Genomic DNA, 26,992 nt, shown 5'->3' with positions numbered 1-26,992 from the left:
AAAAATGTTAACAAACTATATTATTTGAATAAAAATAATAATTGATAAAACAAAACTGATAGGAGTGGGTAAACATGAGCCAACCAACAACAGAAGCAACAAACTATGATTATTTGAGCAAAGCACCTGGTATCCAAATTATTAAAGCAGGTACTTATCAAAAGAAAGAATTGAATGGTCTGCTAGGAATTCCAGCATTAAAAAGTCAAATCATTGATGTTCCTGTTACATCAAAAGAAAATGCCATTACAATGGGATACTTCGATATGCAACCAGGTGAAGAATTTGAATTTGTCTATGAGTTTTTAGAAGTGAAATTCGTCATCAAAGGTCAATTTATATTACGAGATATAGAAGGGAAAAAATATATAGCAAAAGCAGGGGATGTCGTCATCTTCACGCCTAATGTACCGGTGATTTTTGATGCTGAGAGTGATGGAGAAGCTTTCTATACAGCCCATCGCATACCTGAACCATCATTTTTGTAAACTTGGTTGAACGTACAAATAAAAAACAGTATGACCCCAACTGAATAACGTTTAAATATTCTAATTTCCGTAAAAGAAAAAAAGGGGGGATTCAAAAATGCATACAGTCAATGCCATGAACTATCAGGACTTTGACTTTGAATTAGAAGGGAAGAAAGTACTGTTAGAAGATATTTTCCCGAATTTCAATGAATATGACCGCGTTGGAGTGGTCGTAAGAGAAACAGGTGGCGGAACTGGTGCGAGTAGTTTACTAATGTCGGCACTTACAAGATTTTATGATTTTTTCCGACCTAATCTTGGTGTAGAACCTGGACAACAGTTTATTTATCCCGAGTTTTTTATCTTCCATATAGGAAAGCAGCATATGACCCATTATTGGATGGATATTTGGCCGCCGCATAAAGAGATTGTCGTTGAGGATGACCCTGAACAAATTTTAGAAGCGATTAATGATCGCGGCATTACACGGTTGCTCGTGGAAGACATTACGCCTATCCAACCTATTTTTTTAAGAGAAACATTAAATAGTGCAAAACATCGAATTGTTAGCGCATTGGCTTATTCTCCGACAGGTCGTGTTGAAAATAGCGATGTCCAGATTACCAGTTGTGAAGCTGCAGAAAAAAATGTACTTGACACTATCAAAATTTCAGAAGACCTTTCGATTGAAGATAGGGCTCTATTACTAGAAAGACGGAACTCTCTTAAAACGAATGGGCGTGTAACTGAAACATATCGCCGCATCGAAGTATCTAATGCTTTGAACATGCTTACTCAAAATACTGAACCGGGTCCCACTACCCGAAGCTATTTTAAAATGCTTGAAATGGAAGATGAGATTTCGAAAGACAAAGTAATATAAATGAGTCTATATCAATAGTAATTAATTCACTACGAATTCATATGGCTATTCAATTAATTCCAATAAAAATTACTGAGGAGTGAAGGATTATGTCAGTTTCAAACACAGTATTAAATGAAGGTATTATGCAAATTCCAAGCTGGTGGACATGCCCTCCAGGTTATGAAGAATTACAAGCAAAAGCACACGCGCTTGGAAAAAGTGAATTGCTAGAAAGAGCTGCAATTTCTGATCAGGAAAGCCTCTATCCTCGTGAAAGTATAAGTAAAATTGCTGAAGCAGGATTTGGCGCTGTTACCCTACCAAAAGAGTATGGCGGACTTGGAGCTGGACTTACTGGTTTTGCCGTATTATCTGAAAGTTTTGCTCAATATTGTGCATCTTCAACGATGTGTTGGGTTATGCATACAGCTGCTGTTCAAACACTATTTTCAGCTGGTACCGAAGAGCAGCGTCAGCGTTTTATCCCTGATGTTCTTCGAGGAAAAATCGGCGGATTAGCTTTTAGTGAACCAGCAACTGGAAGTCACTTTTGGAATGTAGTTAGTGAAGCCCCGCGTCTCGGAAATGGCTACTCATTGAATGCAGATAAATCATTTGTTACAAGTGCTGGAGAAGCTGATTGGTATGTCGTGGCGACAACGTATCCAGAAAGTACAGAATCTGATAAATTAATGTTCTTACTTGTAGAAAATGGGCAAGAGGGGATCACGCAATTTCCATTCTCTGCAATGGGACTTCGCGGAAATTCTAGTGGACCAATGAAATTTAGAGATGTATATGTCCCAGCTGAAAACCGTCTCGGCAGTGAAGGCGGGATGAATTATCACAATGATAATACAATCGATCCACTGTTTTTATTAGGAACAGCTGCTTGTTGGACTGGAATTGCACAAGGTGCTCTTAATGCAGCGATTAATGGTGCGAAGAAAAAGGTTCATGCTGATACTGGAAAATCAGTAGCTAGTTATCAAGTCATCCGTCATGAATTGGCGAAAGCTCAAATTATGGTGGACAGTGCAAGAAGTATGCTGTATCGAACAGCTGAAGGACTGGACAAAGCTATTGCAAATGGGACGCCACTAGGAGAATGCCTCTTCCCAATTTGGCAATTAAAAACTCATGCAGCTGATATCGTTATTCAAGTAACGAACCAAGCGCTACAAGTTTCAGGAGGAAGAGGCTATTTGACAGGTCAAGTAGAAAAATATTTACGTGATGGTCGCGCTGGTGCATTAATGGGACCTACAAATGAAATTTTACGTGAGTGGATTGGCAATACATTAATCGATGTTCCATGGTTTGAGTAAATATTAGAAGTAATTAAATTTCCATGTATATACCAGGACCGAAACGAAGTGGTTTGGTTCTGGTATATACCTCCTTTGAAAGGGTATGGCCCATTTCATCCTAAAACAATTAACATCTTCTCGGTAAAAATGGCACTGGGATTCCGTAAGTTTTTCTTTTTTGGAGTGGTACTTCATTTATTTGTTATAGGGGCACACATAATAAATCCTCTTTGGACTCACCTCAAGAATAGGAGAAAGGAAGCCACTCTTCATCGAAGATTAGTATGATGTTATTATGAGTTAAATACTTCCGGGGAAAACTTTCAGAATATTTAGTAATTTTTCTTTTGGATAACCAAAAAGTATCAAGACTATTTAGTTATGAAAGTCGAAAGATGGTACAAGTAAATCCTTGTTCCTCTAACTTGGCATATGCCAGCAGGATTATATTAGTATAAGGAGGATATTTAGCATGAAGTTACTAGGGATATCAGGAACGATTACTGGATCGAAACCACGAGTTGTCGTTCAAAAAGTGTTAGACGAAGTAAAGCGAAATAACCCGGAAATTGAAGTAGAATTGCTTGATTTGAAGGATTATAATATTCAGTTCTGTGATGGCCGTAATCCGTCAACATATACGGGGGATACGAAGAAAGTGATCGATATTGTTTCCTCAGCAGATTTTTATATTATTGGTACTCCAATTTTCCAAGGTTCTATTACTGGCGCTCTTAAAAACTTATTCGACTTAATCCACCCGAAAGATTTTCGCAATAAAGTAATGGGTTTTATTGCTACAGGGGGAACATATCAACATTATTTGGTCATTGAAAATCAATTGAAGCCAATTGCCGGATATTTCCGTGCCTTTGTTGCACCAGGATTTGTTTATGCTCATAATGACCATTTCAGTTCTCAAAATGAACTAGTGGATAAAGAAGTCTTAGATCGAATTACCGCTTTAAGTGAAGAAGTCGTCTTAATGCAGAAAGCACTAAAATCTTCAAATAGCGCTGTTCAATATAATTGAATAACAAGTGGTCGGGAGATCTTTTATTAAACGAAAAAAAGTATGAAAATGTGTTAGAATAACCTCTTTTTTCTAAGAATACTTTTAGGGAAAAGAGAGTTTTTCTTTTAAGAAGCATGATGCAACTGGGAAAAGCCAAATAAATGATTTTCTGTATCATTAAAGTGTTTTATGTGCGATTCTTCTCGACTGAACTTAGCCTTTGGAAGTTGTTGAATATACGTTTAGTTTCTTAAATGATGACGGTGATGAATTCAAGGAACATGAGATGAATTCCAGCGAACATTAGGATATAAATATGAAGCTGGAATCATTTCATTAGGAGGGGCATGTATGAGTTTAGTGGATATTGCAAGAACAAAACACAAAGAGAAGACAGTACGTTTAGGTTTTATGTGGGCTTTATGGGCTGCCATTCTGTGGGGAGCCTGGTATGTACCAGGCTCAGCGATATGGTACGAGTTTCCCTTCGTTTCCATGCCCTTTCATACAAATTCTGAGTATGTGACAGCTGCAGCCGTAATAGCTGGTTTAAATGCAATCGCTGTTTTATTGTTTATGTTTGTGTGGACAGGTGTTTTAGGTAAATGGAAAGATTATGGACGAACGATTGTTCAGTTTAAAAAAGTGACGAAATGGTATTTTGCAGCTGCAATTTTCGGCGGACCGATGGCTATTTTCGGTAGTTTTCTGGCGATCGGCTTTATTGGCGGTGTTTTTGCAGCAGTGGCAGCATTAATGTATCCCATCGTAGGTTCTATACTAGCGTACAAATGGTACGGTGAAAAGATAACTCGGAGGGCTGCTATTGGTATCGCTATGATTATTATCGGTGGGATCGTCGTATTTGCTCCTGGTATTTTAGGCGAGCTCAAGGACAGCTCAGGCTCTTGGTTAGGATACTTAGGCGGATTAATGGCTGCCATTGGCTGGGGAATTGAAGGAGCCATTGCTGGACGAGCACTGGATGTTACAGATCCTGATATTGGCTTAACACTTAGATTTACGGGTGAAGTTTTCTGGTGGGTAGCGGTAATCTTTCCGCTGTTTATCCTATTTGGTGATGTGCCCATTGTGCCAATGATCGCAAAAACGATGACATTGTTACCGATAACTTGGCTGCTTTTAGCCGGCATTACATTTGGTTTTTGCTACGTATCATGGTACAAGTCCTTCCCATTAATTGGCGTTGGAAGAGGCCAAGCAATCGGAGACTTATATGGAATCTTTGCCATCATTTTTATAAGTATCTTCACACTTACCCCACCAGAATGGAATTTCGTTTTAGGGGCGCTAGTTGTTATTATAGGCGGGTTTGTCATGTTTACTGAAAAACGAGATGTACTAGAAGTCATCCGTACCGTGCCTTCAGACAAGAAAGAAAAAGAGGAGGCGATATAATGCCGAAAATTCATATTAAAGGAAGGATTCTACAAATCATACGTGAGCATACGATGGAAAGACCAGACAAAGGAATATGGGATTATGATATTGCCAAGCAAATTCTGAAAGAATACGGGTTGGCTGGCGCATATGCCTCAGGGAATGTCCGAGTAACATTAACTGATTTATTTTCAGGAGCGCTTATAGAAACCATTGATGAGAAGTTGGATAAGGGTGAGCACTTTAGTGAGGGTAAGTTACTATTTAAGTATTCTATTACAAGCTTTGGTGAAAACAGGATGCGTGATACAGGAATCATTTAACTAACAAAGGAGTCGATTATATGCCTGAAATGAGCGAGTTTTGGGGTTTTGAATTAGCTCCATATATTTCGATATTTGGAATAACTGCCTTGGCGCTATGTTGTCTATTTACAGCAAGGACGTATGTGAAGAAATTGTGAATGGGTATTGATAATAGATAGTTAGATGGCTTCGAGTATAAAAACTCGAAGCCATCTTCTTTTTCTGAAAAAAATACCCTTTTATTATCTTACTATAAATTGAATAAATATTTTTAAACTGTTTTCTATTTCACTATGGTAACTCCAAATGAATAACCAAAATAATAGTTATGTTTTTTATTTTAACCACAATTTGATGAAACGGTTCTTACTGGTCAAAAAATACTCATAATAATTTATATTTGTAGTTTTACAAAAAAGATTGATCATTTAGAATTTAACTATACTAACTCCACGATGTCGATATTCGCAAACGGATTGAAGCGTTAAGGCAGCAACAATCACAAGTACCTACACCAAAACAAGTTAAGCGAGAAATAAATGAGAGCAACAAGGATGCCCTTATTGAATCATTGAAACGAAAGATTAAGAAATTAGATGATAACAAACAACTTAGAGAGCAATTGAAGTTTGCTTATGTAGAGGTATATAAAAAAAGGTAAGTTTATTATGGTGAGAACGGTGCTCTTCATCCCTGCTTGTTCAACAAACGGGCCATTTTGCGGAATAACATTCAATAATAGAGTTGGATATTTATGTTAAAATAGAGGGGGGGTAGAATATATACATAGGGGCTGAGCTGAAATTAAAAAAGTTATCTTATGGTTATCGATTATAAGTAGTTTATTCATAATGTTCCTCCAGTTTTTTCAATGGGAACTTATTGAGATATTTACACCATTTTTGATGCCATTTGTATGGTTAATAGTATATGGTTTTTTCTTAGTAGGCTTTATCGTAGCAATCATCGGATTATTTAAGAAAAAGGATTGGAAGCCGTTTGGGATACAGATAATTACTATATTATTATTATTATTATTATTCCTCATTCCATTCAATCAGATTGTATTAGACATAGATTTCAAGGTGAACAAATCGGAAAGAGATGAAATAATTTTAAAAATACACGATGGAACCTTTAGCCCGAATGTTTCTCATAATTCATCACTTATGCACCTACCAGACAAGTATGACCATTTATCAAAGGGTGGGGGAGACATAGTAATTGAAAAACAGGGTGAACATTATTCAGTTCTATTTTTTACATTTCGAGGAGTGTTAGATAGTTTTTCTGGTTTTGTTTATTCTCCGAATGATAAAAAACCACAATCGGGTTCGTTTGGTGGAGATTTTAAACAAATAGTGAAAATAGATGAAAACTGGTATTTTGTTGCTGCTTCTTAAAGTGACAGGTAGATTTGGCATAGTAACTGAGGAACTATTTTTATAGATATTTCATGTTTTTCAATATTCCGTAATCAGGTGCGTTTGTTAAACAAGAAGTAAAAGAGTGGTCCATATTATACATGACTAATATGGACCACTCTTTATTTTTTATGACTTTTTATATTTTAGGTCTTGATAATTTACAAAAGTTTGATAAAAATAACCTCTTTGGATTCTTATCCGTAAGAGGCTATTTTTTAGTCATGCTTTTTATTGAGTTTTTGGTTTCAGCTGATAGTTTTCAAATTTCAATCGTGTATAAGAAATAATGCCGGACAATAAGAAGAAGCTGATAATCGTTCCTTCTCGAATATTGATTGGTAAATTGTATAGTAGTGATATTGTTATTGATAGAATAAATCGACACAATATCTGTACTGAGAGAAAGTGAGTTTTGTTAATTCGGCTATTCGTAAACATAAACTTTCAATAGGAAAAGGAATAATATCTAATGATAAAATAATGCCTATTGTTCCACCGGCTAGTATCGCACCGAAAATAAATAGCCCCATTCTTACTAAATAATTCTCTATGTGAATCATACCGAAAATAGTATAGAGGAAAAAATTAATAACTATTCCAAAGAATAAGATGGAAATGAACATCAAAGTAAATTTCCTGAAATCTTTTTTTTGCATAGGCAGGTATAACCGATTAGAAAAATGAGATTTGCAATGAATGTAATTGTGTCAACCTTGATGGAAGTACATTCAGATATGGATAAATTCATCGCATTAAAACTGCGTACTCCAATATCTGCTTTTAATGTAAGACTAATGCCAATAGCACTTACTATATAGAGTAGAGTAGAATCGATTGAATTACTTTTTTCATGAATCTACCTCTAATAAGTCTAGTATTTGCATTAAATTTGGTATCATATATGTGCTCTTAGGTGAACCTGATTTAGGCATGCTTCTCTTAGGATTAAACCATACGCAATCAATTCCGACATTGATAGCTCCCTGAATATCCGATGTTAAACGATCACCTATCATTAAAAATTCTTCTTTACGATTTATATGCAGGGCATCAAAAATATAGTAAAAGAAATGGGGATTCGGTTTTTCATAACCAATTTCTTCGGAGATAAATAGTTGTTCAAAATATCCTTGTAGCTTGGCATCTCCTAATCTTTTTCTTTGAGTCTTTCCTACACCGTTTGTTCCAATATATAATTTATAATCTTGCTTACTTAAAGCATTTAATAATTCGTGTGCATTGGTAACGGTCTTATGTCCTTGGTTTAAATGTTCACGGTACATAGCTTCAGCTTTTGCTCCGTTTTCATCTATATGAAATTCCTTCAAAAAAAGTGAAAAACGCGTTGTCAGCACGTCTTCACGAGAAATCAAGCCTTCCTCTAATTGATGCCATAATCCATCATTAATGCGCTTATAACATGCAATGGTTTGTTTGTTGTCGGGCAACTCGTATTGCGTAATCATTTGTTTTAAAGCCTTTTCTTCTGAATCTCGAAAATCAAGTATCGTATCATCTAAGTCAAAAATAATATGTTTGTATTTGTTCATTCCTATCCACCTCTTGGTAGTAATATATCGAAAGGAAGAATATAATAATAGGAGATATCTCATATTGAGGTGATAAAATGAAAAAAATCAATTTGAAGGATTACGCTGAAAATTTTGTAGATATATATAATGATATTCAAGAAACTTTTCCGAAAGCAGTTTTACATCAGGCCTTTATTTGTAAGTTTTCTTCTAATGAATATATAGTGCGCTTTGATGAAGATATTCAGTACTTATTTTTATTATTGGATGGGCGGGCAAAAATATATATAGTACACGAAAATGGAAAACGTGCGCTGATTCAGTTTCTAAAGAAAGATGAATTTATTGGTGAATTATCCTTGATTGAGATGGAAAAGAATATAAAAGATGTTGTGGCTATAAATGACTGCGCTTGCTTGGCGGTTCCATTGGTTTCATCGAAAGAACATCTGTTAAATGACAATCTATTTCTCCATAATTTCTCAAAATATTTAGGTGATAAATTACTTAAAAGAACGGATCACTACACAGATATGCAGGATTATGAATTCAAAAATCGATTGGCGAAATATATTCTTCAAATAGAACACGATGAATGTTTTCAAAAGAAGCATACTGAAACAGCAGAATACGTGGGGGGAAGCTATCGACATTTATTATACACACTTAACCAATTCCATGAAGACGGATTATTAGAAAAGAAAGGAAGAAAATATTTTATCATTAATAAAGAAAAGTTAGAACGATTGAGTTCAAAAAAAGATTAATTTAGTTTGATTTGATAACTTGAAATATAAACAAGTTGTTTCACTTTTTTCATTTAAGGCAAGTGAAAATTTAATTTGATGAGAATATCATGGCCTCTTATTTGTAGTATAAGGACGCATTTTTAGATTAAGATTCTAAATTTATTAAACTTTTTTATATAGCCACAATATTGTCTGAAACCCGAATTGAAAATTCAGAAAATTGTTGACATTCATTTTCAGGTGATTTATACTTCAAAACAGATGAACACCCTAATTAAATAATAAATACACTCTTATCGAGAGCGGCGGAGGGAATAGGCCCTGTGAAGCCCGGCAACCATTAAGTGAATGCTTAAAAAGGTGCTAAATCCTGCAGATCATGTGATCTGAAAGATGAGGGAGGTTTTTTTATTAAAACCCTCTTCTTACTAGAAAGAGGTTTTTTTAATGATTATTAAACCAAGTAAACTAATGGGGACTGTTTAATTTATGGGTAGAAGAAAAATAGGGAAAAGTGGAGGTATTAAAATGAAGAATAGGCTTAGAAGTACACTGGCACTAATTGGATTAATATTGCTTTCTGGTTGCTCGAATGATGTAAGTGGTACTGGGACAGATGCTAAACCAAAGAAAATAATCCTCGATTATGCATATTATTCACCGGTCAGTTTGGTATTAAAGGATCAGGGCATTGCTGAAAAAAAATTCAAAGCTGAAGATATTGGTGTTGAATTTGTTCTTAGTCAAGGATCAAATAAAGCATTAGAATTCCTTAGCTCAGAGAGTACCGATTTCGGCTCCGCTGCTGGTGCAGCTGCACTATTAGCTAAAGAAAAAGGTACACCTATCCAAACCGTTTATATTTCTTCGAAACCAGAGTGGACTGCGCTTATGGCAAAAAAAGGTACAATCAATTCTGTTGCTGATTTAAAAGGCAAACGTATTGCAGCTACAGTTGGTACTGACCCCTATATTTTTCTGTTGAGAGCCTTGAAGGAAGCTGGTCTTTCCTCAAAAGATGTCGAAATTGTCAACTTACAGCATAGTGACGGTGCATTAGCCGTACAATCAGGTGATGTTGATGCCTGGGCTGGTCTTGACCCTCATATGGCAAAGGTAGAATTGGAGTCAGACATTCAAATCTTTTATCGTAACCCAAATTTCAACAGCTTTAGCACACTTGATGTTCGCGAGGAATTCGCTGAGAAATACCCTGATTATGTTGAGAAAGTCCTTGAGGCATATGAAGAAGCACGTCAGTGGACAATTGCCCATCCAGATGAAACGGCAGAAATACTTGCTAAAGAAGCTAGCATTTCACTAGAAGTAGCAAAAAAGGAATTGGAACGAAATGACTTTTCAGAACCGATTCCAAGTGATGAACAAAAGGCTATCATTATAGGGTCAGGTGAAGTTCTAAAAGAAAATGGTTTATTAAACAGTTCGACTGATGTTGAAAAGCTGACTGATAAACTATTTAATTCTAAATTTGCCGAAAAAATCCTCAAATGATGGAGCAGAAGGGATTGAAAATAGATTGATGGAGCATAGAGAACATGCAGTTTTAAGTAAGGCGAATAAAACAAAAGAATTACGTTTCACAAAGCCGAAGATAAATCGCAAAGTATTGCTTGGTAGTATCCTGCCGTTGACACTGTTGATTATCTGGGAAGCTTCAGGGAGGATGGGGATAATCGAATCGCACCTTCTTCCTATACCTTCAGTAATAGTAGAAGGGTTGTATCAGATGGCATTGGAAGGAACACTTTGGGGACATATTGGAACAACTTTAATGAGAGTATTTGCTGGTTTTCTTATCGGAACATTCACAGCAGTTATAATCGGATCACTGGTCGGTTATATGAAGATTTTCGAAGAATTAATAGATCCAATTATTCAGGCCTTTCGCTCCATCCCATCTCTTGCTTGGGTTCCATTATTCATCTTATGGATGGGCATCGGGGAATCCTCTAAGGTAATATTGATTGCAGTCGGAGTGTTTTTCCCAGTTTATCTGAATATGGTTGCTGGGATACGGGGTGTAGACAGAAAACTGATTGAAGTCGGTAAAATCTATGGATATACGTCCTTTGAAATTGTCAGCAAAATTATTCTTCCCGCATCACTTCCGTCATTATTAACAGGAATTCGAAGTGGCCTCGGACTTGGTTGGATGTTTGTTGTCGCTGCTGAAATCATGGGAGCCTCAAAAGGCCTCGGATACTTGCTAATAGTGGGACAGAATACGTATTCTCCTGATGTTATTATCGGAAGTATTATCTTATTCGCCATTCTTGGGAAATTCACTGATTGGCTTTTAAAATTTATTGAAGAACGCTCACTAAGATGGCAAGATAGTTATGCAAATCAACGTTAGGAGGGACTTAGAATGTTGTCCGTAGAGCAAGTTTCGCGAACATTTAATAAAAAACAGGTTGGTTTTTCAGATGTTTCGTTCACCGTCAAGGAAGGGGAAATCATCGGTATCCTAGGCACGAGCGGCTGCGGGAAAAGTACATTGCTTCGAGTTCTAGCAGGGCTTGACAAAGACTATACGGGCAAGTTCACATGGGAAAAGGAGCAGGTCGGGATGATGTTTCAGGAGCCCCGTTTAATGCCGTGGCTAACAGTGGAACAAAATGTCGGTTTTGGAATGAAGGGTGATAGCAACTCTACTATTCAAGAGCTGCTCAAGCTAGTAGGATTAGCGGGATTTGAAAAACTTTATCCTAAGGATCTTTCAGGGGGTATGGCTCAACGGACAGCACTAGCACGGGCACTTGTAACTGAGCCCAAGGTTATATTACTCGATGAACCGTTCAGTGCTGTTGATGCTTTTACAAAAATGCAGTTACAGAAGCTTTTGCTTTCCATCTGGAAACAACAGAATACAACCATGTTGCTTGTTACTCATGATATTGATGAAGCATTATTTCTATGTGACAAGATCTTCATCCTTAGAGGCCAACCTGGTGAATTGTATGAGACGATAATAATTTCGGAACCTAAACCGCGAGATCGCGGCGATTTTAAATTAACTACTAGGAAAGCTGAGATCCTTTCTTTACTTGATTTAAAACAAACTGTTTAAAATGAATACCTGCATATTAATTTGGGAATAATTAAAAACTTGTGTATTTTGATTTGACGATTGAAGATATCTTTACATGAGAGAATTGGAAGTAAAGTTACATTATCTAAAGTGTCTGAGAACGTTTTAATATCAAGAGATATAGTTTTTTACAGTATGTGTGATTAATATTTTAGTTGCTAACGACCAAGTTGTATTGGAAGGGGATTAGAATTGGATTAAAGTGAATTCTGTTACATGGTTGTTTATCATCAATTGAGTTAAACCATATCAAGTGTACCAAACAATTCATTCAAAAGAACTAAAATGGATTAATCTTAAAATGATGGTTGAAGATTGCTGAATAATTTGATAAAATACAATAAATGAAAAGACTATGTGTAACTGGCGAAACACGGATCACCGTGAGGGAGCACATAAAGTCGTAGCCGTTCGCCTGGGCAGAGGTAAGGGAAACTTCCCTTGCCTCTTTCTGTATATTAGGAGAGAATATTGAAGGCAATACTATTTTCACATTCCATTTTTTTAGAAAATACAGATTTTCATAAAAATTGAATATTAAAAAAGAGGAGCATACAAAATGAGCACAATAATTTTAGACAAAATGAAAACAATCAAAACTTTAAATAATATTACAGAAAGTGGGCTAAATGTATTCAATAACGATACCTATACTATCGATAATGATACTGAAAACCCTGATGCCATTGTTGTTCGTAGCTTTAACATGCATACAATCGAATTCGGCAATAATTTAAAAGCAATCGCACGTGCAGGAGCTGGTGTTAATAATATTCCAGTTGACAAATGTACAGAGCAAGGTATTGTTGTTTTTAATACCCCTGGTGCTAATGCTAATGCTGTAAAAGAAATGGTACTAACAACATTAATGGCTTCATCTCGTAACCTTTTTGCCGGTGTGGCTTGGACAAAGACATTAGAAGGTGAAGGCGAAAAAATTCCAAAGCTTGTAGAAGCAGGAAAGAAACAATTTGTTGGAAAAGAAATTAAAGGGAAAACTCTAGGTGTAATTGGTTTAGGCGCGATTGGTGCACTTGTAGCGAATGATGCGCTTGATTTAGACATGGATGTGATTGGCTTTGATCCATTCATCTCTGTCGATACAGCTTGGAATTTGTCTCGCAATGTACAGCGCGCTATGACGATTGAACAATTGTTCGCTAACTCTGATTATATTACTGTGCATGTTCCGTTAACCGATGACACTGCAGGAATGTTTAACGAAGAAATATTTAGCATCATGAAGCCAGGAGTTCATATTTTGAATTTCTCACGCGGTGAGCTTGTGAATGAAACAGATATGGAAGCTGCACTTGAAAGCGGGAAAGTCGGAAGATATATTACAGACTTCCCAAATGAAAATGTATTGAAAATGAAAAATACAATTCCAATCCCACATCTTGGTGCTTCTACCCAAGAATCAGAAGAAAACTGTGCCATTATGGCAGCTCGCCAAGTGAAGGAGTTTCTAGAAACAGGAAATATCAAAAACTCAGTGAATTTCCCAAATACTTCCCTTCCTTATACAGGAAAACGACGTGTGGCGGCTTTCCACCTAAACGTGCCAAACATGGTTGGGCAGATCACACAAGCTATATCGAGCCATAACTTGAACATTGCTGACATGGTTAACAGAAGCCGTGGGGAATACGCGTATACGATGATTGATATTGACAATAAAATAATCGGCGATATCATTCCTGATTTGGAAGAAAAAATCAAGCAAATCGAAGGTATCGTTACCACTCGTGTTATTTAAGCATACTTCGATTGAATAAATTTTAGTGTAAGTACGCCTCAATTCCTTTTAGGAGTTGAGGCTATTTTATTTGAGAAGGAAATATAGAAGAATGATCAAATCGTAAAACAAGAACAACTTAATTCGTGTAAACTGAGTTACAAGGAGGAGGTTGATAACTATGAAAAAGTTTATTTTCACTGTAGGAATAGTGGTGTTTTTGCTAGCGGGAAGCATGTTTTATATAATTTAATCTCTTAACCATGGCAGTCCTAAGGAATCTGAAAAGATCGTTTCCTATACAGAAGATAAGGTTATGTAATTTTTGATAAAAGAAAAGGGATACCAAAAAGACGATATATTGAAGGTTGAATCTAAAATAGATCCAAAAGGTTCAGATAAAACGGCATCAAATTATGTAGTTGAAGTTATGTTTTCAGATGAGCCTACTATTTTTTATATGTATAGGGTAGAGGATGGTAAAGTTTATCAACTTGGTCATTCAGGTAGTGCTACAAAACATGTGGACTTAGCTAAATAATGTTTTAAACCTATTGAAACACGCATATTCATATAGATTACGAGTCCATTTCTTATTACAAGCGAAATTCCTTCTCTTATATTAGTTGTTGGTCGTTTCAGATTTATTATTTTAATATAATAAAACCAAAGTGATTTTCCATAATTTTTAGCATATTGGTTGAAATTTAATATATCAATATAATTAAAAACATGAATAAAATGTAACGATGATGATTTTAACTCTTTGTTCTACAAAACAATCCTCTAGAACTAATTATTAATATATTTAATAGTGAAGTTAAGAGAATGTGCTTACATAGTTTAATCAGAGTGTAACGATGGAGTCCTCCATCAAAGAAACAGTTTATGTCAGTATTAAAGGGGGAATGGTTTATGGAAAATCAACGACGCTGGGTCGGGTTTATATTAGTCATACTTGGCGCAACTTTTTGGGGAATTGGAGGTACGGTAGCACAACGTTTATTTCAAGAAGATAGTATAACAGTTGAATGGCTTGTTTCCATTCGCTTATTAATCGCAGGAATTCTACTACTTGTTTTATCATTCATAAAAAATCGAAAACAAGTTTTAAAGATATGGTCAGATAAAAATGCGAGGATACAGATCGTGATATTCGGCTTATTAGGTATGCTTGCCGTTCAATATACTTATATGGCTTCCATTAAGTTAGGGAATGCAGCAGTCGCAACATTATTACAATATTTAGCTCCTGTTTTTATAATCCTTTACCTAGTGTTGGCTAAAGTAAGCAAATTGAAGGCTAGAGATCTAATTGCGGTAGTTTTAGCTTTATCAGGTACATTTTTATTGTTAACGAATGGATCATTGGTTGGGCTTTCGGTACCTATATCTTCTGTCATATGGGGAATACTATCAGGTATTTCTCTTGCTTTCTATACTTTATATGCAGGAGTATTGTTGAAAAAGTGGGGCTCACTAAACGTTATTGGATGGGCCATGATTATTGGTGGAATTGGAATGAGCATAATACAGCCTCCTTGGTCAATTGATTCTAGTACATGGTCACTTGAAACGTATTTTTATATAGGTTTTGTTATTTTCTTTGGCACGATGATTGCTTTTTGGTTTTACATTGAAAGTCTTAAATACTTAAAACCTCAAGAAACTACTTTATTAGGTAGTTTAGAGCCTTTAGCTGCCATCATAACTTCAGTCATATGGCTTCACATCCCATTTGGAGCTTATCAATTTTTTGGTGCTAGCCTTATACTATTTATGGTTCTATATTTATCATTTTTCAAAGATAAATCCGAAAAGGAAGGTTTACGTTTAATAGATTAATGATTCAAATTGAAAAGTTGGTTTGCTTTAACATAGTCACATTCAGAACGCAATTTTATCATTATTCAAGAACAAGATGTATAAGGTATACTTAATGTGAGATCTTATAATATTAAACAAATCGAAGAGGGATGATTTTGTATATGAACAATATGACAAAATTTAAAATAGTAATACCAGCTAATGAGGTATTTGAAGCATTCGTAGACCCTTCAAAAATCGGCAATTTTTGGTTCTCGTCAAGTTCTGAAAGATGGGAGCAAGGTAAGACGGTTACATTGAAATATGATGAATACGACGCACAACTGGATATAAAAATAATAGAAATCGAGCTAAATAAGAAAATTGCATTCAAATGGGGGGAAGCTGAGGAAGAACATCTTGTTACGATTACGCTAACTGAATTGGATTATTCGCATACAATTATTGAAGTGAACGAACAAGGATTTAATGAAAATGATGATGAGCTAGTACATAAATTAGTTGACAATAAAGAAGGTTGGGTTTTTATGTTGACCTGTTTAAAGGGCTATTTAGAATTTGATGTAAATAATTTGAGAACAGGAATCGTGAAGGATTAACCTGATAAAAGTGCCAATTGGCTCTTTTTTATATGCGGATATTTTTCTGATATAGTCATTAAAAGTCAAGTACTAGTTGTTGATTAATTGACATTCTTGTCGAGTGCTGATGTAAGAAATATGCCTGCCCCAATTGTGCTAAGATTCTTTTTAAAGAAAGTGTTTTTATTAAATTTCAAAAAATGTAAAAATAAGTATTAACATGATTGTAAAATTATTAGATGTAAATTCAAAAAACAAAACGGCTGCATTAGAGTAGCCGTTTTGTTTTTCCAAATTAATATAATTCAAATGATTAAGCAATGTAGTAATCATTACATTGCTTTGATCAAGCGAGAGGAACAATGAAGTACTCGCATTTGGTTTTAATGGAAATTATGCTAGCCTAAACAAAGCTTGTATACCTGTTAGTAAGATCCCTATTATAAAACCACAAACTGCTCCGTTCACGCGAATCCACTGTAGGTCTTTTCCAATATTATTTTCCATCATATCAATCAGTGTATCATTGTCTAACTTATCTAAATTCTCTTGTACAAGATTGCCAATTTGTTCATGATTATTTTCAACAAGAATTATTATTTGCTTTTGTATCCAATTATCAATGTCCGCGCTATTTTCTTTTATATTGTCTAATATGTGATTCATTAATGGAATAAGATACATATCAATAAACTCATGATCTTCTACAAGATCTAATGCACTTTTTTGAATTTGTTGAAGACTCTCGGTTATTGTTTGATCAGGTTCCCATTTAGCTAGAAGTTGACCTTTCCATTTTTCAATACTTACTAGTACGTCCTTATTATCGTTAATCCCTTGTATCTCGTTTCGGATATATAAGATTAAAGCTTCTCGATTCGGCTCGTTCTCATATTGCAAACTCTTTATCACACTTAATAAAAGATTTTGCACGATATTGCCGAGTTTTTCCTCGGTAAGCAGACTTTGAATGGATTTAAGTGCAAATTGAAGCATACCATCTGCTTCAATTTTGCTGAGTACATTCATGGAAACTGTTCCTAATCGTTGACTAGTTTGTTCTTTTCTTAACCAAGTCTCAGCTTTTATCAAAATATGATCCAAAGCTTTTTTATCAAACTGTTCGTTAAGCAGTTGTGAACTTACGAGTTGAAGAAATTTGCTCATTTCCATTTTAGATAGAGTCGATATGATTTGTTTTTTTACGAAGGGTGTAATCTTTTCAATTTCTATATATCTAATCATTTGCGTGATCAGTTTAATAATCCCTTTTCTAAACTTATCTGTGTGTATCTGCTTGTCTAAAATGGCGATCAGCTTTTCTGTTAAAGGAATTTGTTTTACTTTTTCCTGAATACTTTCCTTCGAAAGCCAGTCATTTTTCAACATCGAAACAAGTCCATTTGTCATTCTTTTTCGATTATTGGGTAGTAGTGCAGTATGAGGAATTGGTATTCCAAGCGGATGGCGAAATAGTGCAGTAACTGCAAACCAATCGGCTAATCCACCAACAAGCCCCGCTTCAAACCCACCATGTAATAATTCTACCCAAAATGAACCTTGAAATGGGGCAGTTGCAATAAATCCTACCCCCATAATAATTAGTGAATACCTAGCAATTTTTCTCGATGATTTTGATTTTGTTTTTGTTGTCATTAAATTCCCTCATCCTTAAATAATGTACGAGTACTTCAACCATATCATTAGCAAATTTTAAATAGTACTCATGTTAATAATTAAAACTTAATATAGAAATATGTATTACTACTATTTAGTAGTATAACAGGTAGATCAATAAAAATTAACCCTGCATAGGTAAGTGTCATTTATTGAGATAACACGATACTGATATATATTATCTCTTATAAAAACTTCAACATCCATATTATCCAATAAAAATGGAATCATCACTAATTTAGCAATAGCCTACTATGCACAGTGCCATTTGCATTTGAAGATTAAATGAAAAACATTCATCGTGTACATATGTTCAAAGAGCAGATGACTCATTTTACAATCAAACTACTGTATTCTGCCACAAATGGTGTTTTAAGCTCAAGGTGAAGATCATTTCATGTCCAAAAACGCCTGAAGAGTTCGAATATTGTTGTTTTCCTATAGTAGATGAAGGGGAGCCTATTTATAAAGCATATGATACAGAGAAAAACGTGTAAGTGACATCCTTGATTTTCCACAATGTATCTACTAAGAAAAAAATCTCATCTGAAGAGGTTTCCAAAGGTATAAATACATATAAAAGCAGTGAGATTCCCTCATGAATTCTCACTGCTAATCGTTCGCCTCGATAAAAACCTAAGATTAACAGAAAATGTTTGAAATACTTTACTTATTTCCTGGAGCCGGCTGGTCAACCCCCTTTACTCGATGCCGATGTCCATTTGCTTCTGAAGTATAAAAATCGTAATAATGTACATGCATTCCATTTCCTACAGGAATAGCAGGACCCGAATATGCCTGATAATGATGTGTATGACCATCTTCAAAGACCACATAACCTTCTGTGTAATGCACATGGTCATCATCATCCATTTTAACTGGAGGTGAAGTTACATCTAAACACTGATGAACATGACCAGCGTCTACAGATGTATAGTCAACGGACCCATGATTATGGTTTGGTACAAACCCCTGAACAAAATCAACCTTCCCAACCATCCAATCACTCCTAATTACCTTAATCCCGAAAAGGAAATGCCCTGCTCACGTAATAAATGATCGACAAGAAAGGTTTAATGACACTACGGATCTGGCATTATTAATTAACCCTAATCAAGTTTTCTTAAAGGCTTGATCTCCAGTAGTACGATCTTTATTCATTTGGCCGATAATCGGATACGTTTCTATTTGTGGGGCAGTAATTACCTTACATTCTTGGTCTACTTTAGTGAAGTTTCAAAATCACCCCAAACTTTTATTCTGTTTTTACTTAATTTCTTTCAGACTGCTCAATCATGGAATCGATGAACCAAGAATGCCCTACCATAATTTAAAGCCAAAAACCAATTCATTAATAAAGAATCTTGACTGGCTTCTTGAATCCCTTTGTTAAATGTCTACAGTTTACTCCTATATTTTATTTAATAAAATTCAGATTATGTTATGAACAAAGCTAGAAAAAACTTTCCGTATTCATAGGTGAATTACTCTCCGATTAAATTTACATTTATATGCGCAGCAACTCGTTTATTGATCGGTGAGGCCTTAAACTTTTATTTGATTAGTTCCTTTTAAAATCAGAATGTTTCCTATACTTTCATGTATTTAGACAATATTACTCCGTATTAGTAACCGTTATATTCTTATCTTTCTCTTGGTCAAGTGATGTTTTTCGGTTAATTCTTGTTAAGTGAGAAGATTTCAATCAATTTGAATGATACATCAAATTTCGAGATTTTTTGCTTGCTTTCTTTTCATTTGAGTAGTAAAGTGATAACAAGATTAGCGCAGAGGAGGATAACAAAATGCGGAATAATACGCTAGGTTCATTAATTTGGTTACGTTTAATGCGGTTTACGAATCAGAGTAACCAAATGTCGAATGATTTTTTAAAACGATTTGATTTAACAACCGCTCAATTTGATGTTCTCATGCAAATTAGCATTTACCAGCCACTTACGCAGATGGAGTTAGCCGAAAAAGTGACGGTTACGCAAGGTGGTATTTCGCGTATGCTCGTACGTCTTGAAAAAGAAGGATATATTGTACGTAAGCAAGACTGGAAAACGAAGACAATTAGTCTCACAGAGAAAGCGGAAACTATTTTAGAGCAAGCAATGCCTGAACAACTTGCCTTTCAATCGTCATTTTTTGACGATATATTAAGCGAAGAAGAACAAAAAACACTATATACACTAATGACACGTGTCCATAAATATAGCCAAAAAAGAGAATTACCGTCTGAGTAATTTTTTTTACAGCATCATTTGAGTAGTCAAGTTATAAAAGGAGGAACAAACATGTATACAATATCTGGACATCATCATGTTTCGATGCTTACGAAAAATGCGCAAATGAATCATCAATTTTATCAAAATGTATTAGGGCTGCGCCGAGTGAAAAAAACGGTGAACCAAGATAACCCTACTATGTATCACTTATTTTATGGAGATTTAACAGGTAGTGCGGGAACAGAACTGTCGTTTTTTGAAATGCCGATTGTAGGAAGAACTATTCGTGGAACAAACGCAATCACGCAAATTGGTTTACTGGTCCCGTCATTTGACAGTCTTTTATTTTGGAAGAAACGTTTCGAATTATTGGATGTAAAGCATGGTGAAATTACAACATATGCGGGTCGAGATGCTTTACATTTTGAAGATCCAGAAGGCTTACAATTGATTTTGTTAAATAATAATGGTGAAAAAGTTCCTGAAAATTGGTCAGGATGGGAAGGCTCCATCATCGAACGAAGCAATCGCATTTTAGGAATCGGAACAATCGAAATCACAGTACGCTACTTAGCACGTTTAGCGAAAACATTAACGGATATGTTTGGTTATGCTGAAGTGACTCGGTCTGACAAAGAAGCCATTTATCAATCGGTTGCTGGACAGTCATTCGGAGAGATTGTCGTCAAACAGAAAGAAGGACCAAGTGAGAAACCAGGACGAGGAAGTATTCATCATTTAGCCATTCGTGTGAAAGACGAAGAAGAGTTACGCTATTGGGATGAGATCGTTAAAGAACGTGGGTTCCAATCAACAGGGATTGTGGATCGTTTTTACTTCCAAAGCCTCTATTTCCGCGAATCAAACGGTATTTTATTTGAAATTGCGACAGATGGTCCTGGATTCACCGCTGATTCCACAGTGGATGAACTTGGTAAAACTTTAGATTTACCACCATTTTTAGAAGAACAACGTGCTGAAATTGAAGCAAAATTAACACCACTTGATTAAAAGGAGAGAGCAAACATGAAGCAATATCGTATTGATACAGATAAAGGACTTGAATTCGGTTTATATTCAATTGGGGATCATTTACCTAATCCACATACAGGCTCAAAAATTAGTGCTGAACAGCGGATTCAGGAATTAATTGAGGGAAGCAAGCTAGCTGATCAAGCAGGACTTGACGTATTTGCTGTTGGTGAAAGCCATCAAACGCATTTTACAACACAAGCGCATACGGTCATTTTAGGGGCTATCGCACAAGCAACAACAAATATTAAAATTGCCAGCTCAGCAACGGTGTTAAGTACATCCGATCCTGTTCGAGTGTATGAAGATTTTGCCACACTTGATTTGATTTCAAAAGGTCGAGCTGAAATTGTTGCTGGACGTGGTTCACGTGTTGGAGCATATAGTTTACTAGGGTTTGATGTACGTGATTATGAAGAATTGTTTGAAGAAAAAATGGAGCTTCTGATGAAGTTAAATAACGAGGAAAAAGTAACGTGGGAAGGTCAATTCCGTGCGCCGTTAAACAATGCATTCATTTTGCCGCAACCTCAAAATGGCCAAATGCCAATTTGGCGTGCAGTAGGTGGCCCACCTGCAAGTGCGATTAAGGCTGGTTATGCCGGTGTACCGATGATGTTGACAACGCTTGGTGGTCCTGCTATTAACTTTAAGGTCTCGGTTGAGGCTTATCGTGAGGCAGCAGAGCGAAGCGGTTTTGCTCCAGCATCATTACCAATCGCAACAACGAGTCTATTTTATACAGCAGAAAATTCACAGGATGCACTTCGTGAGTATTATCCACATGCTAATTCTGGTATGCAGGCATTACGTGGGGGTGGCTATCCAAAACAACAATTTGCGCAATCTACAGATTATCGTGATGCATTAATGATTGGTAGTCCACAACAAATTATTGAAAAAATGCTCTACCAATACGAATTATTTGGTCAACAACGCTTTATGGCACAAATCGATTTTGGTGGCGTGCCATTCGATAAGATTGCAAAAAATATTGAACTGATTGCAACAGAAATTATGCCAGCGATTAAAAAACATACAGCTAAAAAATAAGGAGTGATTCGAATGAAAATTGTAGGAATCTCAGGTTCTAATGTGGGTTCTAAGACACGCACAGCAATGGATTATACATTGAAATTAGCAAATGAAAAATATCCCGATGCAGAAATCACATTACTAGATCTTGCAGAATATGAAATGGTGTTTAGTGATGGACGAAATTATTGGGAATATGAAGGAGATACTAAGTATGTAACGGAAACCATCATGGCAGCAGATGCGATTATTATCGGTACACCCGTATTTCAAGCATCTATTCCAGCGACATTAAAAAACATTTTCGATTTATTACCAGTCAACGCTTTCCGAGATAAAGTGGTGAGTATAGTTGTTACAGCTGGAACTGCTAAGCATTATTTAATGGTTGAACAACAGTTAAAACCAATTTTAGCTTATATGAAGGCACATATTGTCCAAACCTACGTATTTATCGAAGAAAAGGATTTCCATAGAAAAGAAATAATCAACGATGATATCATTTTCCGTATGGAACGTTTAGTGGAAGACACAGTGTTGCTAGTCCGTGCATACTCAGATATTCGCCAAGCGAAAGATGCGGAATATGATTTTTAATGAGTACGATCTTTAAGAACTTTAGCGGAATTTCAATTAATAGGATAGTTTTTTGAAAATGAATTGTTTACGATCTGGTTTGGTAATAATCATAAATTTGTAATTTCAAGCTCTAAATAAACGCTGATGATGCAGAAAATACTGCAGCATCAGTGTTTATTCATGTTTTATTGTTTTACTTCAAAGTATTGGTTGATGTTTTGGCAAGTTTTAAGAAGAGCAGCCGCTAGCTTTTCTTCATTACCATAAAAACGAGTAGATGGCAGCGGTATCGAGATAGCACTTAAAGTTCTCATACTATCAAAAACAACTGCGCCTACCGCACAAATCCCTTGAATGTGTTCTTCTCTAGTAAAAGCAATACCCTCTTTACGAACCACTTCTAACTCCTTTAAGAGTCCATCTCGATTCGCAATCGTTTTATCAGTGTACTGTTTTAGATGTTCTGGTAGCAAGTTCTCAACTTCTGCTATAGGTAAGGAGGCGAGTATCGCCTTTCCGTTTGCCGTACAATGCAATGGAAAAGATGCACCAGGTTGTGAAATCGCTTGTAATGGATGTGTAGCGATTATTTGATCCACAAAAAGTACCTTTCCGTTATCTAATACAGAGAGATCTACCGTTTCATTTACTTGATTAGATAGTTGTATTAAAAACGGTCTAATTTCTTCTCTTAAATCAATATGGACAGCGGCGGCAAGCATTGCAATCTCAGGTCCAAGACGGATACCACCATTAACAGAAGCTGAAGTTACAAAGTTTTCCTGTTCAAGTGAAGTAACAATTCTTTGAACCGTTGATCTAGCTAAGCTCACTTCTTTAGCAATCTGCGAAAGACTCAACCCTCTTGGATGCTCTCTAAGAATTCGCAGTATTTTAGCTGCACGAGAGATCACCTGAACACTAGATGGTTTATTTTGATCCTGTTTATCGTTGTTCAAAAGTATGTACTCCTTCCTCTTTATATACCAATTCTATTATATCTGAAATCTTAATAGTAAAAATGGATTTTATGTAATTGATCAGTGAAAGAGTGTGTAAATAACAAGCAATGCATTGGATCAATCGGCCGACACAATAATAACAGATTATTGTGTAAATAATAAAATTATTTGACAGAAGATTTAAAAATTATATATACTCAAATTAACCGAATTACGATACATGTGTACCGCATTGTGGTTGAATGTTATTAGTAAGGTTAACATTCTTGCATTTTAGTAAATAGAAAATTTCTTAATCTTAAATCTATTGTTATGAAGCAACACTACAATAAAGGAGAAAAATAAAAAACAGGTATCTTAAACGAATGTTTCCCTTGGATTTTTCATAGTTTTTCAAACAAACAGTTAAAACGTCAGGGAGGGGTATATATGAGTTTAGTGAAAGTTGGCGTGATCGGAATAGGGAATATAGGCAGTTCACATGTTCAAATGCTGAATAGAGGACAAATAGAAGGTGCGACTTTAACCGCGATATGTAGTCGAAATGAAAATCGAATCGAATGGGTAAAGAATCATACTATAGGAGATATACAGGTTTACAAGGACGAAGAGACGTTTTTAAATGAATCAGAAATAGATGCCATTCTGATTGCTACGCCACATTACAGTCATCCAGAACTAGCAAAAAAAGCCTTCGATAAAGGGATGCATGTCCTCATCGAAAAACCAGCAGGCGTCTATACAAAAAATGTATTGGAAATGAATGAAGCAGCGAAATCTTGTGGAAAAGTGTTCGGCATCATGTATAACCAAAGGGCTAATCCCCTTTATCAAAAGTTACGGGATCTTATTCAATCAGGTCAACTAGGTGATATTAAACGGACTAATTTGATTATTACTGATTCTTACCGTCCACAAAGTTATTACGATTCAAGTAAATGGAGAGCCACATGGAAAGGTGAAGGGGGCGGAGTTTTACTAAATCAGGCACTTCACCAATTAGATATTTTACAGTGGACAACGGGGTATATGCCAAAGCGCATTCGTGCAGTATGTAGTTTAGGAAAATACCATAATATCGAAGTGGAAGATGATGTAACCGCATACGTGGAATATGAAAATGGGGCAACAGGTGTATTTATTACTTCTACAGGAGAAGTACCAGGTACAAATCGCTTCGAAGTTGTTGGAGATCGCGGGAAAGTCGTTGTTGAAAATGAAGAACTTATTTTTTACCAATTAACACAATCAGAACGTGAATTTAATACTTCTTTTACTGGCGGTTTTGGTAAGCCTGAATATCGGAAAATCAATATACCTGTAAAGGGTGAAAATGCGAATCATTCAAGTATTATTCAAAACTGGATTGATGCAATTATAAAGGGTTCACCTTTACTTGCACCAGGTGAAGAGGGAGTTAAGGCAGTAGAAATTACGAATGCGATTTACTTATCTTCTTGGTTAAATCAACCAATAGAACTGCCAATTGACGTAGATTTTTATTATGAAAAATTACAAGAAAAAATTAATCATTCAACATTTGAGAAACAGAATGTATCGAATGTTACTTTAGACGTAACGGGAACACATTAAAAAAGACAATTGAAACTAGTTAGATGAAAATAGACTAACCCTCAGAATGTAATGCCTTCTGGGGGATTACTATTTTAATAATCACCTTAGATTGAGGAATTATATAAATAGGAGCAATGGTACAAGTGATATTCATCTAACAAATAAAATTATTTCAATATAATAACAATGATGTGATAAGTAGTTTTGTACATTGGTTAGATTTTAATATATTAATATAATTTATAAAGTAAAATAAATAGCTATTTTGGTGTTTTATGCACATAAAACGTATTGTACTTATATTTTTTGAAAAGGGTTATAAAAGCAGCGAAATCTAAGGCATTAGAGGAAAGACATGTACTAATCCTTATAAAAGGTCAGATGTATTATGTGTTTGGTTGTAATAATCGCTATACGTATATGCCAGTCTAAGCACGGCTTTCAAGTCCTGGTAAATATTATAATGTTCTCAAATCCACTTTATCTTTATTTTCGGATAATAGGAAGGTAGCAAACTTTTTGTTCAAATGGAAACAACGAAAAACGGTAAGCGGGATATCCAGCTTAATCTACTAAAATCGACTTGTAAAATACATATTTCTACATTGGTATCTATTACTATGTATCTAATTCTAGTGAAATAGAACTACACAAAATCATAAAACTAGTAAAAGGAGCAAATGTTAATATGGGTTTTCTAAAAGGTCTCGGTGAAGGAGCCGGTTCTTTAATCGGAGGAGTAACAGGCGGTATCATTAAAGGTGTTGGAGAAATTACTGGTTCTAAATTCGTTCAAGAAGTTGGAGATGTTGTTAAAGAATCGACCGAATTTGCTGGTAAGCAATTAGGAGTAATAACTGAAGGAGCATGGAATATTGGCAGTGGGCTTGTAACAAAAGACGACTCAAAAATAGATCAGGGATTTACCGATATAGGAACTGGAGTAGGTAGCACAACAAAAGCGGTTGGCCAAGGTATTAAATCAACCATTGGGAATGTTGGAGACGTGGCTGGAGGCATTTTAGAGGGGGATGATACGCGTTGGAAAGATGGTTTGCGCAACGTAGGAAAAACTGTTGCTATAGGCGCACTAGGAGTCTCAATTTTAGAGATAGCTGATGTTATCGATTAAATGGTAATGAAGGGGGCATTGACACTAGTAATAATAGTGGAAGTTTTATGGCGGTGGATGAATTACCAGCATCTCCACAAATACAAGCTGTCGATATTGACCAACAGGATCCACTCGAAACAGAGTATATTACTCAAGATAATCCAAATAATCATACTGTTCAACCCCATTGGCGAACGCTCGAAAGTGGAGAAAGAATTTGGGTCGATGGTGATGGTGATAGTAGTATTAACCACACAGCAGAGCAAGGTGGAGGTTGGGATCAAAGCAACCCTGATTATAGAACTCCTATAGAAAAAACCTAAGAACCAAAAGCTATTTGGATTATCATGCTTTTGATCCGTTATTTATTGATTCCAAAAGAAGTTAAACAACCTTAGTCCAATCTAATTTGGAGCTAAGGTTGTTTAATGAATAGTCATCTATATTTGGTATTG

28 protein-coding genes, 1 pseudogene and 2 riboswitches are annotated in these 26,992 nt (G+C 35.6%); of the genes and pseudogenes, 23 read left to right on the top strand and 6 right to left on the bottom strand.

Annotated elements, in window-relative coordinates:
- Positions 1-74: 74 nt before the first annotated feature.
- From AC625_RS12845 to AC625_RS12815, 8 genes and pseudogenes are all read left to right on the top strand, one after another.
- On the top strand, positions 75-488 hold the full coding sequence (locus AC625_RS12845; RefSeq protein ID WP_049681624.1) for a cupin domain-containing protein: 414 nt from the start codon (positions 75-77) through the stop codon (positions 486-488).
- A gap of 97 nt (positions 489-585) precedes the next feature.
- Positions 586-1,353 (top strand): hypothetical protein, encoded by a 768-nt coding sequence (locus AC625_RS12840; RefSeq protein ID WP_049681623.1) that lies wholly within the window; start codon positions 586-588, stop codon positions 1,351-1,353.
- 89 nt (positions 1,354-1,442) lie between these two features.
- The gene (locus tag AC625_RS12835; RefSeq protein ID WP_049681622.1) at positions 1,443-2,663 is read left to right on the top strand and encodes an acyl-CoA dehydrogenase family protein; all 1,221 of its coding nucleotides are present in this window, start codon (positions 1,443-1,445) and stop codon (positions 2,661-2,663) included.
- A 454-nt stretch (positions 2,664-3,117) separates the two neighbouring features.
- Entirely contained in the window at positions 3,118-3,678 is a 561-nt protein-coding gene (locus AC625_RS12830) for an NADPH-dependent FMN reductase (RefSeq protein WP_049681621.1), read from the top strand.
- A gap of 333 nt (positions 3,679-4,011) precedes the next feature.
- Positions 4,012-5,079: a DMT family transporter gene (locus tag AC625_RS12825; protein ID WP_049681620.1), complete on the top strand. Its 1,068-nt coding sequence runs from the start codon at positions 4,012-4,014 to the stop codon at positions 5,077-5,079.
- Positions 5,079-5,384 carry a hypothetical protein gene (locus tag AC625_RS12820; protein ID WP_049681619.1) on the top strand — a complete coding sequence of 102 codons (306 nt, stop codon included), beginning with the start codon at positions 5,079-5,081 and terminating at the stop codon, positions 5,382-5,384. The genes AC625_RS12825 and AC625_RS12820 overlap by 1 nt, the downstream gene beginning before the upstream one ends.
- Before the next feature lie 442 nt (positions 5,385-5,826).
- Positions 5,827-6,027: pseudogene (locus tag AC625_RS28385) on the top strand (DUF6262 family protein); the annotation flags it as partial.
- Positions 6,028-6,217: 190 nt separating this feature from the next.
- A complete protein-coding gene (locus tag AC625_RS12815) occupies positions 6,218-6,769 on the top strand; it encodes a hypothetical protein (protein ID WP_156187528.1) in 552 nt (183 codons plus the stop codon).
- 386 nt (positions 6,770-7,155) lie between these two features.
- Here AC625_RS12815 and AC625_RS28750 read toward each other — a convergent pair whose 3' ends face one another.
- The 3 genes from AC625_RS28750 to AC625_RS12805 are packed head-to-tail and all read right to left on the bottom strand — an operon-like array spanning position 7,156 to position 8,343.
- Complete coding sequence (locus AC625_RS28750; protein WP_483824053.1) at positions 7,156-7,449, bottom strand: DUF6198 family protein; 294 nt, start codon at positions 7,447-7,449, stop codon at positions 7,156-7,158.
- Positions 7,416-7,607: a DUF6198 family protein gene (locus AC625_RS28745; protein ID WP_483824137.1), complete on the bottom strand. Its 192-nt coding sequence runs from the start codon at positions 7,605-7,607 to the stop codon at positions 7,416-7,418. The genes AC625_RS28750 and AC625_RS28745 overlap by 34 nt, the downstream gene beginning before the upstream one ends.
- A gap of 34 nt (positions 7,608-7,641) precedes the next feature.
- Entirely contained in the window at positions 7,642-8,343 is a 702-nt protein-coding gene (locus AC625_RS12805) for a YjjG family noncanonical pyrimidine nucleotidase (protein WP_049681617.1), read from the bottom strand.
- A 77-nt stretch (positions 8,344-8,420) separates the two neighbouring features.
- Here AC625_RS12805 and yeiL point away from each other — a divergent pair, with 77 nt between their 5' ends.
- The 8 genes from yeiL (at position 8,421) to AC625_RS12765 (ending at position 16,350) form a co-directional block, all read left to right on the top strand.
- Positions 8,421-9,092, top strand: a complete 672-nt coding sequence (yeiL, locus tag AC625_RS12800) for a transcriptional regulator YeiL (RefSeq protein WP_049681616.1) — start codon at positions 8,421-8,423, stop codon at positions 9,090-9,092.
- Positions 9,093-9,364: 272 nt separating this feature from the next.
- Positions 9,365-9,474, top strand: a riboswitch (SAM riboswitch).
- Positions 9,475-9,602: 128 nt separating this feature from the next.
- Positions 9,603-10,586 carry an aliphatic sulfonate ABC transporter substrate-binding protein gene (locus tag AC625_RS12795; protein ID WP_049681615.1) on the top strand — a complete coding sequence of 328 codons (984 nt, stop codon included), beginning with the start codon at positions 9,603-9,605 and terminating at the stop codon, positions 10,584-10,586.
- A gap of 28 nt (positions 10,587-10,614) precedes the next feature.
- Positions 10,615-11,451 carry an ABC transporter permease gene (locus AC625_RS12790; RefSeq protein ID WP_049683721.1) on the top strand — a complete coding sequence of 279 codons (837 nt, stop codon included), beginning with the start codon at positions 10,615-10,617 and terminating at the stop codon, positions 11,449-11,451.
- 12 nt (positions 11,452-11,463) lie between these two features.
- Positions 11,464-12,165 (top strand): ABC transporter ATP-binding protein, encoded by a 702-nt coding sequence (locus tag AC625_RS12785; RefSeq protein ID WP_049681614.1) that lies wholly within the window; start codon positions 11,464-11,466, stop codon positions 12,163-12,165.
- 370 nt (positions 12,166-12,535) lie between these two features.
- A riboswitch (ZMP/ZTP riboswitch) is annotated at positions 12,536-12,614 on the top strand.
- A gap of 131 nt (positions 12,615-12,745) precedes the next feature.
- On the top strand, positions 12,746-13,945 hold the full coding sequence (locus tag AC625_RS12780; protein WP_049681613.1) for a phosphoglycerate dehydrogenase: 1,200 nt from the start codon (positions 12,746-12,748) through the stop codon (positions 13,943-13,945).
- Positions 13,946-14,249: 304 nt separating this feature from the next.
- A complete protein-coding gene (locus AC625_RS12775) occupies positions 14,250-14,465 on the top strand; it encodes a DUF3139 domain-containing protein (protein ID WP_049681612.1) in 216 nt (71 codons plus the stop codon).
- Between the two features lie 374 nt (positions 14,466-14,839).
- On the top strand, positions 14,840-15,769 hold the full coding sequence (locus tag AC625_RS12770) for a DMT family transporter (RefSeq protein WP_049681611.1): 930 nt from the start codon (positions 14,840-14,842) through the stop codon (positions 15,767-15,769).
- A gap of 143 nt (positions 15,770-15,912) precedes the next feature.
- Positions 15,913-16,350: an SRPBCC family protein gene (locus AC625_RS12765; protein ID WP_082191261.1), complete on the top strand. Its 438-nt coding sequence runs from the start codon at positions 15,913-15,915 to the stop codon at positions 16,348-16,350.
- Positions 16,351-16,725: 375 nt separating this feature from the next.
- Here the strand turns inward: AC625_RS12765 and AC625_RS12760 are convergent, their stop codons facing one another.
- On the bottom strand, positions 16,726-17,988 hold the full coding sequence (locus AC625_RS12760; RefSeq protein ID WP_049681609.1) for a DUF445 domain-containing protein: 1,263 nt from the start codon (positions 17,986-17,988) through the stop codon (positions 16,726-16,728).
- 687 nt (positions 17,989-18,675) lie between these two features.
- On the bottom strand, positions 18,676-19,008 hold the full coding sequence (locus tag AC625_RS12755; protein ID WP_049681608.1) for a YmaF family protein: 333 nt from the start codon (positions 19,006-19,008) through the stop codon (positions 18,676-18,678).
- Between the two features lie 806 nt (positions 19,009-19,814).
- Here AC625_RS12755 and AC625_RS12750 point away from each other — a divergent pair.
- From AC625_RS12750 to AC625_RS12735, 4 genes are read left to right on the top strand one after another with little or no spacing between them, the layout of a single operon-like run.
- Positions 19,815-20,258: a MarR family winged helix-turn-helix transcriptional regulator gene (locus AC625_RS12750; RefSeq protein ID WP_049681607.1), complete on the top strand. Its 444-nt coding sequence runs from the start codon at positions 19,815-19,817 to the stop codon at positions 20,256-20,258.
- A gap of 51 nt (positions 20,259-20,309) precedes the next feature.
- Entirely contained in the window at positions 20,310-21,251 is a 942-nt protein-coding gene (locus tag AC625_RS12745) for a ring-cleaving dioxygenase (protein WP_049681606.1), read from the top strand.
- Between the two features lie 15 nt (positions 21,252-21,266).
- Entirely contained in the window at positions 21,267-22,325 is a 1,059-nt protein-coding gene (locus tag AC625_RS12740) for an LLM class flavin-dependent oxidoreductase (RefSeq protein ID WP_049681605.1), read from the top strand.
- Between the two features lie 12 nt (positions 22,326-22,337).
- Positions 22,338-22,904, top strand: a complete 567-nt coding sequence (locus AC625_RS12735; RefSeq protein ID WP_049681604.1) for an NADPH-dependent FMN reductase — start codon at positions 22,338-22,340, stop codon at positions 22,902-22,904.
- A 167-nt stretch (positions 22,905-23,071) separates the two neighbouring features.
- Here the strand turns inward: AC625_RS12735 and AC625_RS12730 are convergent, their stop codons facing one another.
- On the bottom strand, positions 23,072-23,845 hold the full coding sequence (locus AC625_RS12730; RefSeq protein WP_049681603.1) for an IclR family transcriptional regulator: 774 nt from the start codon (positions 23,843-23,845) through the stop codon (positions 23,072-23,074).
- Between the two features lie 432 nt (positions 23,846-24,277).
- Here AC625_RS12730 and AC625_RS12725 point away from each other — a divergent pair, with 432 nt between their 5' ends.
- From AC625_RS12725 to AC625_RS12715, 3 genes are all read left to right on the top strand, one after another.
- A complete protein-coding gene (locus AC625_RS12725; RefSeq protein ID WP_049681602.1) occupies positions 24,278-25,441 on the top strand; it encodes a Gfo/Idh/MocA family protein in 1,164 nt (387 codons plus the stop codon).
- Between the two features lie 670 nt (positions 25,442-26,111).
- Entirely contained in the window at positions 26,112-26,555 is a 444-nt protein-coding gene (locus AC625_RS12720; protein WP_049681601.1) for a hypothetical protein, read from the top strand.
- Positions 26,556-26,608: 53 nt separating this feature from the next.
- Positions 26,609-26,860 (top strand): hypothetical protein, encoded by a 252-nt coding sequence (locus tag AC625_RS12715; RefSeq protein WP_180320099.1) that lies wholly within the window; start codon positions 26,609-26,611, stop codon positions 26,858-26,860.
- Positions 26,861-26,992: the final 132 nt, after the last annotated feature.

Source organism: Peribacillus loiseleuriae (assembly GCF_001183985.1).
Classification (GTDB): Bacteria; Bacillota; Bacilli; order Bacillales; family DSM-1321; genus Peribacillus; species Peribacillus loiseleuriae.
Note: the sequence above shows the minus strand (reverse complement) of the source record. Positions and strands in the feature narration are given on the sequence as shown.

Excerpts from the sequence above, each read along its gene's own strand:
- AC625_RS12845 (WP_049681624.1), top strand. The coding sequence starts at position 75 with ATGAGCCAACCAACAACAGAAGCAACAAACTATGATTATTTGAGCAAA.
- AC625_RS12840 (WP_049681623.1), top strand. The coding sequence starts at position 586 with ATGCATACAGTCAATGCCATGAACTATCAGGACTTTGACTTTGAATTA.
- AC625_RS12835 (WP_049681622.1), top strand. The coding sequence starts at position 1,443 with ATGTCAGTTTCAAACACAGTATTAAATGAAGGTATTATGCAAATTCCA.
- AC625_RS12830 (WP_049681621.1), top strand. The coding sequence starts at position 3,118 with ATGAAGTTACTAGGGATATCAGGAACGATTACTGGATCGAAACCACGA.
- AC625_RS12825 (WP_049681620.1), top strand. The coding sequence starts at position 4,012 with ATGAGTTTAGTGGATATTGCAAGAACAAAACACAAAGAGAAGACAGTA.
- AC625_RS12820 (WP_049681619.1), top strand. The coding sequence starts at position 5,079 with ATGCCGAAAATTCATATTAAAGGAAGGATTCTACAAATCATACGTGAG.
- AC625_RS12815 (WP_156187528.1), top strand. The coding sequence starts at position 6,218 with ATGTTCCTCCAGTTTTTTCAATGGGAACTTATTGAGATATTTACACCA.
- AC625_RS28750 (WP_483824053.1), bottom strand. The coding sequence starts at position 7,449 with ATGCAAAAAAAAGATTTCAGGAAATTTACTTTGATGTTCATTTCCATC.
- AC625_RS12805 (WP_049681617.1), bottom strand. The coding sequence starts at position 8,343 with ATGAACAAATACAAACATATTATTTTTGACTTAGATGATACGATACTT.
- yeiL (WP_049681616.1), top strand. The coding sequence starts at position 8,421 with ATGAAAAAAATCAATTTGAAGGATTACGCTGAAAATTTTGTAGATATA.
- AC625_RS12795 (WP_049681615.1), top strand. The coding sequence starts at position 9,603 with ATGAAGAATAGGCTTAGAAGTACACTGGCACTAATTGGATTAATATTG.
- AC625_RS12790 (WP_049683721.1), top strand. The coding sequence starts at position 10,615 with ATGGAGCATAGAGAACATGCAGTTTTAAGTAAGGCGAATAAAACAAAA.
- AC625_RS12785 (WP_049681614.1), top strand. The coding sequence starts at position 11,464 with ATGTTGTCCGTAGAGCAAGTTTCGCGAACATTTAATAAAAAACAGGTT.
- AC625_RS12780 (WP_049681613.1), top strand. The coding sequence starts at position 12,746 with ATGAGCACAATAATTTTAGACAAAATGAAAACAATCAAAACTTTAAAT.
- AC625_RS12770 (WP_049681611.1), top strand. The coding sequence starts at position 14,840 with ATGGAAAATCAACGACGCTGGGTCGGGTTTATATTAGTCATACTTGGC.
- AC625_RS12765 (WP_082191261.1), top strand. The coding sequence starts at position 15,913 with ATGAACAATATGACAAAATTTAAAATAGTAATACCAGCTAATGAGGTA.
- AC625_RS12760 (WP_049681609.1), bottom strand. The coding sequence starts at position 17,988 with ATGACAACAAAAACAAAATCAAAATCATCGAGAAAAATTGCTAGGTAT.
- AC625_RS12755 (WP_049681608.1), bottom strand. The coding sequence starts at position 19,008 with ATGGTTGGGAAGGTTGATTTTGTTCAGGGGTTTGTACCAAACCATAAT.
- AC625_RS12750 (WP_049681607.1), top strand. The coding sequence starts at position 19,815 with ATGCGGAATAATACGCTAGGTTCATTAATTTGGTTACGTTTAATGCGG.
- AC625_RS12745 (WP_049681606.1), top strand. The coding sequence starts at position 20,310 with ATGTATACAATATCTGGACATCATCATGTTTCGATGCTTACGAAAAAT.
- AC625_RS12740 (WP_049681605.1), top strand. The coding sequence starts at position 21,267 with ATGAAGCAATATCGTATTGATACAGATAAAGGACTTGAATTCGGTTTA.
- AC625_RS12735 (WP_049681604.1), top strand. The coding sequence starts at position 22,338 with ATGAAAATTGTAGGAATCTCAGGTTCTAATGTGGGTTCTAAGACACGC.
- AC625_RS12725 (WP_049681602.1), top strand. The coding sequence starts at position 24,278 with ATGAGTTTAGTGAAAGTTGGCGTGATCGGAATAGGGAATATAGGCAGT.
- AC625_RS12720 (WP_049681601.1), top strand. The coding sequence starts at position 26,112 with ATGGGTTTTCTAAAAGGTCTCGGTGAAGGAGCCGGTTCTTTAATCGGA.